The sequence below is a fragment of the Ancylomarina sp. genome (assembly GCF_041555295.1).
In the GTDB taxonomy this organism is placed as follows: domain Bacteria; phylum Bacteroidota; class Bacteroidia; order Bacteroidales; family Marinifilaceae; genus Ancylomarina.
The window spans coordinates 1-7,202 of sequence record NZ_JBFFKR010000181.1 but is presented as its reverse complement, the minus strand read 5'-3'; the positions used below and the strand labels follow the sequence as shown (position 1 = coordinate 7,202).

At 36.8% G+C, this 7,202-nt stretch carries 6 protein-coding genes, 3 tRNA genes, 1 other RNA gene and 1 pseudogene; 5 read left to right on the top strand and 6 right to left on the bottom strand.

From position 1 onward, the window contains the following. A partial coding sequence (locus tag ABY905_RS12105; RefSeq protein WP_372644227.1) for an NAD(P)H-hydrate dehydratase occupies nt 1–1,184 on the top strand: 1,184 nt, incomplete at its 5' end. Nucleotides 1,185–1,202: 18 nt separating this feature from the next. Next, nucleotides 1,203–2,354, top strand: a complete 1,152-nt coding sequence (locus ABY905_RS12100) for a DUF4831 family protein (RefSeq protein WP_372644224.1) — start codon at nt 1,203–1,205, stop codon at nt 2,352–2,354. A gap of 72 nt (nt 2,355–2,426) precedes the next feature. Here the strand turns inward: ABY905_RS12100 and ABY905_RS12095 are convergent, their stop codons facing one another. The 6 genes from ABY905_RS12095 to ffs all read right to left on the bottom strand — a co-directional run bounded on the left by ABY905_RS12095 (nt 2,427) and on the right by ffs (nt 4,687). After that, the gene (locus ABY905_RS12095) at nt 2,427–3,038 is read right to left on the bottom strand and encodes an L-threonylcarbamoyladenylate synthase (protein ID WP_372644221.1); all 612 of its coding nucleotides are present in this window, start codon (nt 3,036–3,038) and stop codon (nt 2,427–2,429) included. A gap of 445 nt (nt 3,039–3,483) precedes the next feature. Beyond that, entirely contained in the window at nt 3,484–4,140 is a 657-nt protein-coding gene (fsa, locus tag ABY905_RS12090; RefSeq protein ID WP_372644218.1) for a fructose-6-phosphate aldolase, read from the bottom strand. Between the two features lie 154 nt (nt 4,141–4,294). Then, nucleotides 4,295–4,371 (bottom strand) — tRNA-Thr (locus tag ABY905_RS12085). 16 nt (nt 4,372–4,387) lie between these two features. Next, nucleotides 4,388–4,459, bottom strand: a tRNA-Thr gene (locus ABY905_RS12080). A 52-nt stretch (nt 4,460–4,511) separates the two neighbouring features. Beyond that, nucleotides 4,512–4,585: transfer RNA gene (locus ABY905_RS12075), tRNA-Thr, on the bottom strand. 1 nt (nt 4,586) lies between these two features. After that, an RNA gene (gene ffs / locus ABY905_RS12070) (signal recognition particle sRNA small type) lies at nt 4,587–4,687 on the bottom strand. A 306-nt stretch (nt 4,688–4,993) separates the two neighbouring features. On the opposite strand from ffs, the gene ABY905_RS12065 reads away from it, so the two are divergent. The 3 genes and pseudogenes from ABY905_RS12065 to ABY905_RS12055 all read left to right on the top strand — a co-directional run. Beyond that, nucleotides 4,994–5,545, top strand: coding sequence for a DUF4199 domain-containing protein (locus ABY905_RS12065; protein WP_372644215.1), 552 nt, complete (start codon nt 4,994–4,996; stop codon nt 5,543–5,545). Between the two features lie 3 nt (nt 5,546–5,548). Next, a complete protein-coding gene (locus ABY905_RS12060; protein WP_372644212.1) occupies nt 5,549–6,496 on the top strand; it encodes a glycosyltransferase family 2 protein in 948 nt (315 codons plus the stop codon). A gap of 373 nt (nt 6,497–6,869) precedes the next feature. Further along, nucleotides 6,870–7,202 (top strand): annotated as a pseudogene (locus ABY905_RS12055) (SAM-dependent methyltransferase); the annotation flags it as partial.

The window sequence follows — 7,202 nt, the reverse complement described above, 5'->3', positions numbered from 1 at the left end:
TAGTTATTGATGCCCTATTTGGTTCTGGTTTATCTCGACCGTTGGATGGTTTAGTAAAAGATTTAGTGAAGCTGATTAATGATTCAAAAGCTGAGATTGTAGCGGTTGATATTCCATCTGGTTTATTTGGTGAAGATAATTCTTCAAATGATCTTGATAGTTGTATTCATGCTGATTATACGCTTAGTTTCGAATTTCCAAACTTGTCTTTTCTTTTTCCAGAGAATGCAGAATGTGTAGGGGTATGGGAGGCTTTACCTATCGGTTTACATCCAGCTGTTATTGAAAAAATGGAAAGTCCTTATCAACTCATTGATGAAAATTACATTAGAAGTTTATTAAAGACGCGCCAGCGATTTAGTCACAAAGGGACCTATGGTCATGGCTTGTTGATCAGTGGGAGTTATGGCAAAATGGGGGCAGCGATATTGGCTTCTAAAGCAGCTATACGTTCTGGAATTGGTTTGTTGAGCACACATATTCCGCGTTTAGGTTATGATATTTTGCAGATAGCAGTTCCCGAGTCTATGGTTAGTATCGATCAGTCTGATATTATTTTTACAGAGTATCCAAGTCTTGATAATTTTGATGCGATAGGTATTGGGCCAGGGATTGATACAAAATGTAATTCGATAAGAGCTCTGGAAGAATTGCTTGATGAGTGTGATAAGCCTTTAGTTTTAGATGCAGATGCCTTGAATATTATTGGAGCGAATCAGGAAATGAAGGAACGCTTACCCAAAGGGACTATTTTGACTCCCCATATGAAAGAATTTGAACGATTGCTTGGCGATAGTATGGGAGCTTTCAATAGAAATGAGAAACAGCGTAATTTCTCTAAGAAACAATCAGTGGTGATGGTGTTAAAGGGTGCTTTTACTGCAATAACTGATAAGAATGGACGTTGTTATTTTAATCCTACAGGAAATCCGGGTATGGCTACAGCGGGAAGTGGTGATGTTCTCACTGGAATAATATTATCTTTGTTGGCACAGGGCTATTCTTCTCTTGATGCAGCACTTGTAGGCGTATACATGCATGGATTAGCAGGTGATTTAGCTGCTGATGAAGTTGGTGAAGAGGCCTTAATTGCAAGTGATATTGTGAAATTTCTGCCAGAAGCCTGGAAGAACATTAGATCTTTTAAAAAAAAAAGAAAACTTGAGTATGGTCTTTTAATGTAATTTGTAATAAAAATGAAGATGTTTAGACTAGTAGTTAGAATGATGTTGGTAGCTGCGTTTTGTATGCAGTTTATCACAGTTGAAGCTCAGAAGCGAAAAGCCGATTTAGATGTGCCATCAACTGTTGTTTATGCTTTGCCACAAACAGTTTTAAATGTTGATGTTCTTGTTGAAAAGATGATTCAGAAAGTAGGACCATTTGCAAGCTTTTCGGAGAAATACATTGGTATTACACCTAAGATAACTTCTGATGCGATTAAATGGAATGTGAAATCCATTGCAGTTTCAGAGAAAGGTGAAGTTGATCCTCATAACTTTTATAAGCTGACAAGTGTTGAGAATTATCAGCCTAATTTGATTCAATTAACTCCAGAGGGCTTGATTCATGGTTTTAACATGACTCAGTCTGAAACAGAAGAGAATATCGTTCTCAATTCAGTAAATGAAAATGTTGAAGTAGAGATTGAGTATGGGAAATTCTCTATTGATCCAAATTTGTTGTTAAAGAAGGATACTATTTATAGGGTTGTGGAAACTGATACCGCATTTATAAAAGTGCCAGAGTTGAAAGAAGTTGCTTTTGCAAAATCGATTGAAGATAAGGCTAAAGAGGCAGCTCATCAGTTATTCAAGTTAAGAAAGCGCCGTTTTAAGATTTTAACTGCAAACTTTGAAGTCTTGCCTCCTGATGGCAAAGCTTATGAAGTTATTGTTAGAGGATTGGATAAGCTGGAGAAAGAATATTTGTCACTTTTTCTAGGGAAAGAGGTGAGTGTGATGGAAAGAGGACAATTTAATTATAAGCCTACTTCGAATGATAAGGGAGGCGTTCTTTTCCGTATTTCACCATCTAAGGGGCTTGTTGATGTTAGCGACTTAAAAGCAGTACCCGTTCGAGTTGAGTTTAAAAATCTAGATGTAGCTTCTGAATTACCTATTTTGCCTCAGGATCCTAATATTGTGGCTAATACATTTATTCATTATAGAATTCCAGGTCAGGCAGAGGTGGTGATCTTGAAAGGAAAAGATATTTTGTATAAGGAAAAACATATTATTGCTCAATTTGGAAAGGTAATGACTATGCCTTCACAGGTCTTGTTGCATGAAGGATATAGAATTGAATTCTACCCTAAGACTGGAGCTATAAAAAGTATCTCCAAGCAGAAATAAGTTTGGATACGATTAAAAACAAGAAGAGGGAAAAGTATTAGCTTTTCCCTCTTCTTGTTTGTAAACTTCAGTTTATAAAATCAATTCTCCTATGCCTTCGCGAATGATTTCAAAATCGTCTGTAGTACAATCGACAATGGTTGATGCCACATTGCGTCCGAATCCCCCATTAATTACCATATCGACATCCCTATTGTATTTTTCGTGAATCAATTCGGGATCTGTGGTGTATTCAATCACCTGATCAGGATCGTGAATTGATGTGGTCATAATTGGATTTCCAATCTCTTCGACGATGCCCAGTGGTATAAAATGATTGGGTACTCTAATACCCACAGTTTTCTTTTTGCTTTTAAATAGTTTTGGAAGATTACTACTTGCGGGAAGAATGAAAGTAAAAGGACCAGGAAGGTTCTTTTTCATCATCTTAAAAGTACCGTTATCTACTCGCGCATACTCAGATAAATTACTTAGATTATTGCAGATGATCGAAAAATTGGCCTTGTCGGCAGCGATACCTTTCAATTTTGCAATTCTTTGTATGGCCTTATTGTTGTTAATATCACAACCTATAGCATAAACTGTATCGGTGGGATATATGATAATGCCACCATTTCGTAGTATGTCAGCTATTTTCCGAAATTCTTTAAGATTCGGATTATCGGGGTAGAGCTTGAGTAACATTTTTATTTATTAGAGAATTACGGCTTAAAGATATAAGTTTCCATCAATTTGTGAGAAAAAAGCTTAAATATTTATCATTCTTTTAATTTATTAAGTTGTGAATGATTGGACTTATGTTCGGTTGATATTGACTTGTGGTCTTGTTTTAAAGGGGGTATGATTCTTTGGGATTAATAGGAATGGGGAGTGACTGCTGATCCCCATAAATGGAATAGTATTGAGACTTTGCGTTAAGGATTGCAGCGGATACCCCACAGCCCATAGTTGACTTATGTCAGCTTTTGAGCTTGCCGGGCGAGGAGTAGAAGCGAAAAGCCTGCCCGCTTTCGCTTTAATTTCAGGAGCGAAAGCGGGAACGCCCCAATATATTTAGAATTTTACTTAGGAAGTTAAAGCAAAATAAGGAGCTTTCGGCTCCTTATTTTGTATCATTAATTTCGACAGCTTAACTGTTTAGTTTGTTGTAGTCTGCAAGGAATTGCTCCAGCCCTTTATCGGTTAAAGGATGGTTTAATAAACCTGTAATGGCATTTAATGGACAAGTTGATACATCGGCACCAGCCTCAACGCATTGTAAAATATGCATGGTGTGTCGAATCGAAGCAGCTAATACTTCAGTTTCAAAACCGTAGTAGTTGAACATATTGGCAATTTGGCGAATCAGATCGATTCCATCGGTTCCTATATCGTCCAAGCGACCAACGAATGGAGAAACGTAAGCTGCGCCAGCTTTAGCAGCTAGTAAGGCCTGTCCTACAGAGAAAATGAGTGTGCAGTTAGTGCTAATATCTATAGAACTTAAATATCTAATGGCTTTAATACCTGCTTTAGTACACGGAATTTTAACAACGATTTGAGGATGTAAATCAGCTAATTCTTCACCTTCCCTTATCATTCCTTCAAAATCGGTTGCAATAACTTCGGCACTTACATCACCATCAACGATATTGCAAATGTCTACATAGTGTTGCTTGATCTTATCGGCACCCTTAATACCTTCTTTAGCCATAAGAGAAGGGTTGGTTGTTACGCCATCTAGTATACCTAGATCTTGGGCTTCTTTAATCTGATCGAGATTTGCTGTATCGATAAAAAACTTCATGTTATTTTGGATTAGGTTTGGTTAATGATGATCGAAAATACATTATTTTTTTTGATCAGCAACGATGAAGGGATTGTTCTTTTAGAGAGAGGGGATTGGCTGGTTTTTCTATAAACGAAAAAAAAGAAAGCCAATAGACTTTCTTTTCCTGTTTTGGAGCCGGTGGACGGATTCGAACCGACGACCTGCTGATTACAAATCAGCTGCTCTGACCAACTGAGCTACACTGGCACTCTTACTCTTATTGAGCCATTGATGAGAATTGAACTCATGACCTCTTCCTTACCAAGGAAACGCTCTACCCCTGAGCTACAACGGCGTTGTTGTAAAAGAAGAAAAGAAAGCTTTTTTAGCTTTCTTTTCTTGTGTTGAGCCGGTGGACGGATTCGAACCGACGACCTGCTGATTACAAATCAGCTGCTCTGACCAACTGAGCTACACTGGCAAGTGGATAAGCAAGCTACGTCGCATCGCTACAACTACTTACCCTTGCTGCCTTCCGACCCTGGGGGGGTTCACTAGGAGCTGATCGCATAGTTGCTTATCCGGTGACAAAAGTAGAAAAAACTTGTTATCCTCCAAACCTTTTGCCTAACTTCTTTTCCTATTTGTTTGCACTTTTTACTCAAGCGTTTTATTTTCAGTGTAATAATTTTCAAAAAAAAATATTTTTTTTTTGAAACCCACTGTTTATTTACTCTAGGGAGTGTGAAAGAATGTTTATTTATCTCAAACATTCAATCAATATCTATCAAAATGGATATCTTTGTCTTCTTAATTTAAGAGGGGAGCTTGTGGATAATATTGAATTGCCCCCCCGATAAGTAAAATTCGAAAGATTATTAAGATTTATATGCTAGAAAACTCAAATCCCTTACTACGCCATGGCTTCTTATTTGGAGCTCTAATTGGTGGTGTTTTAATTTTGACTTCTTTGATGTTCTATTTTAGAGGAGTCCCAATCTCAATAAACCCTCAAATTACTTCTATCAATTATTTTTTGATAATGACAGGAGTTTATTTTGGATTAAGAATTTATCGTAATGATGTTCTTAATGGTATTATTAGTTACGGAAGAGCTTTAGGTGCTGGAGTGCTTATTATTGGTATAGCAGGTGCTTTTTATGCCCTGTATATCTACATTTTAGTTAAATATTTCGATCCTTCTATTCTACAAGAATTTATTGGTATAATGGAGAAAAGTTTGGTGGAAGCTAAATATGATGAGAAGGATATTGAATTATTAATGAGTTTTTATGGAAAGATTAGTCCTGGAGTTTTTGCCTTTGGGCAGTGGTTTAGTAAATTAGGTGCCGGATTCTTTTTTTCATTGATCTTGGCTTTTTTCTTTAGTCGTAACTATGGAACACTGAAGAATAACTTTAACGATAAAAATCAAAACTAAACGATGGATATTTCAGTAGTCATACCACTATATAATGAAGATGAATCTTTGCCAGAATTGTTAGCATGGATTGATCGCGTGATGAAAGAGCAGAGTTTCTCTTACGAAGTCATCTTAGTCGATGATGGGAGTAAGGATAATTCTTGGGATGTTATCAATCAACTTCAGAATATATATACTGAAGTTCGAGGCATAAAATTCCGTCGTAATTATGGGAAATCTGCAGCCTTGTTTTGTGGTTTTGAAGCAGCTAAAGGCGATGTCGTTATAACCATGGATGCTGATCTTCAGGATTCTCCTGACGAAATTCCGGAACTATATAGAATGGTGAAGGAGGAGAATTTCGATATTGTTTCGGGTTGGAAACAGAAGCGTTACGATCCTATAACCAAAACAATTCCTAGTAAGTTTTTCAATAGAACCGCTCGTGCTGTTTCAGGTATTCGTTTACACGATTTTAATTGTGGATTGAAAGCCTATAATTGTAAGGTGGTAAAAAGCATTGAGGTTTATGGTGAGATGCATCGCTATATTCCAATTTTAGCTAAAGAGGCTGGTTTTACACGTATTGGTGAGAAAGTTGTGCAACACCAGGAGCGTAAGTATGGGGTGACTAAATTTGGCTTGAGTCGATTTGTTAATGGCTTTCTCGATTTGCTTTCCATCTCATTTATGACGCGTTTCGGTAAAAAACCAATGCACTTTTTTGGCTTGTTGGGATTCTTGATGTTTGTTATTGGTTTTCTGTCATCAGGATGGATAGGTGTTCAGAAATTAATCAGTTTGAGCGAAGGTGTTAAAGCAGCTTTAGTAACGGATAGTCCTTATTTTTATATTGCCTTAACCACTATGGTTATTGGAACTCAAATGATATTAACGGGCTTTGTTGCTGAATTGGTTAGCCGTAGTTCATCTGATCGTAACTTGTATCAAATAGATAAAGAAATATAAAATAGAGTTATAGGGCTTGTTCACAAATTACTGAATGGAATAAGGGGCAGGCTTTATTATTTTCTATTTAAATACACCCTTTCATCTGTCGACACTTTCCCTAAAAAGGGAAAGATTATAAAAATTAACTTAGAATATTCATTCTACATATAGTTGTAGTTTCTCCCTTTACAGGGGAGATGTCCGAAGGACAGAGGGGTGTTCAATTATTATTGTTTTATAAACAAGCCCTACTATGAGTTGCGAAAAGAATGATTAACTCAATTTTAATTGACGGCTTGAGATTGCTAACTGTTTATTGATTTATATGCTTAAAAGTATAATAAGACTTCTATTAAAAATATTCCCCCGTCCTATTTTAATTAGACTGAGCTTGATTGTAAATAGAGTAGTTGCTCTTTTTTATATGGGGAATAAGGTGGAATGCCCTGTTTGTGAACACAGTTTTAGAAAGTTTCTTCCATATGGATATACCAAACAAACAGGAAGAGACAATGCCCTTTGTCCACGTTGTTTGTCATTGGAGCGTCACCGCTTAATGTATTTGTATCTGAAAGAGAAGACTGATTTTTTCACTAAGAATTTAAAGGTGCTTCATATTGCACCAGAGCAATGTTTCTACAAGCGTTTTAGAGCTTTGGAAAACCTCGATTATACCACAGGAGATTTGGAATCTCCCATTGCCGATGTGCATTTCGATGTGCAG

Bases quoted from the DNA above. Each gene is read 5' to 3' on its own strand.
- ABY905_RS12065 (WP_372644215.1), top strand. From the start codon at position 4,994: ATGCTAGAAAACTCAAATCCCTTACTACGCCATGGCTTCTTATTTGGA.
- ABY905_RS12095 (WP_372644221.1), bottom strand. From the start codon at position 3,038: ATGTTACTCAAGCTCTACCCCGATAATCCGAATCTTAAAGAATTTCGG.
- ABY905_RS12060 (WP_372644212.1), top strand. From the start codon at position 5,549: ATGGATATTTCAGTAGTCATACCACTATATAATGAAGATGAATCTTTG.
- ABY905_RS12100 (WP_372644224.1), top strand. From the start codon at position 1,203: ATGTTTAGACTAGTAGTTAGAATGATGTTGGTAGCTGCGTTTTGTATG.
- fsa (WP_372644218.1), bottom strand. From the start codon at position 4,140: ATGAAGTTTTTTATCGATACAGCAAATCTCGATCAGATTAAAGAAGCC.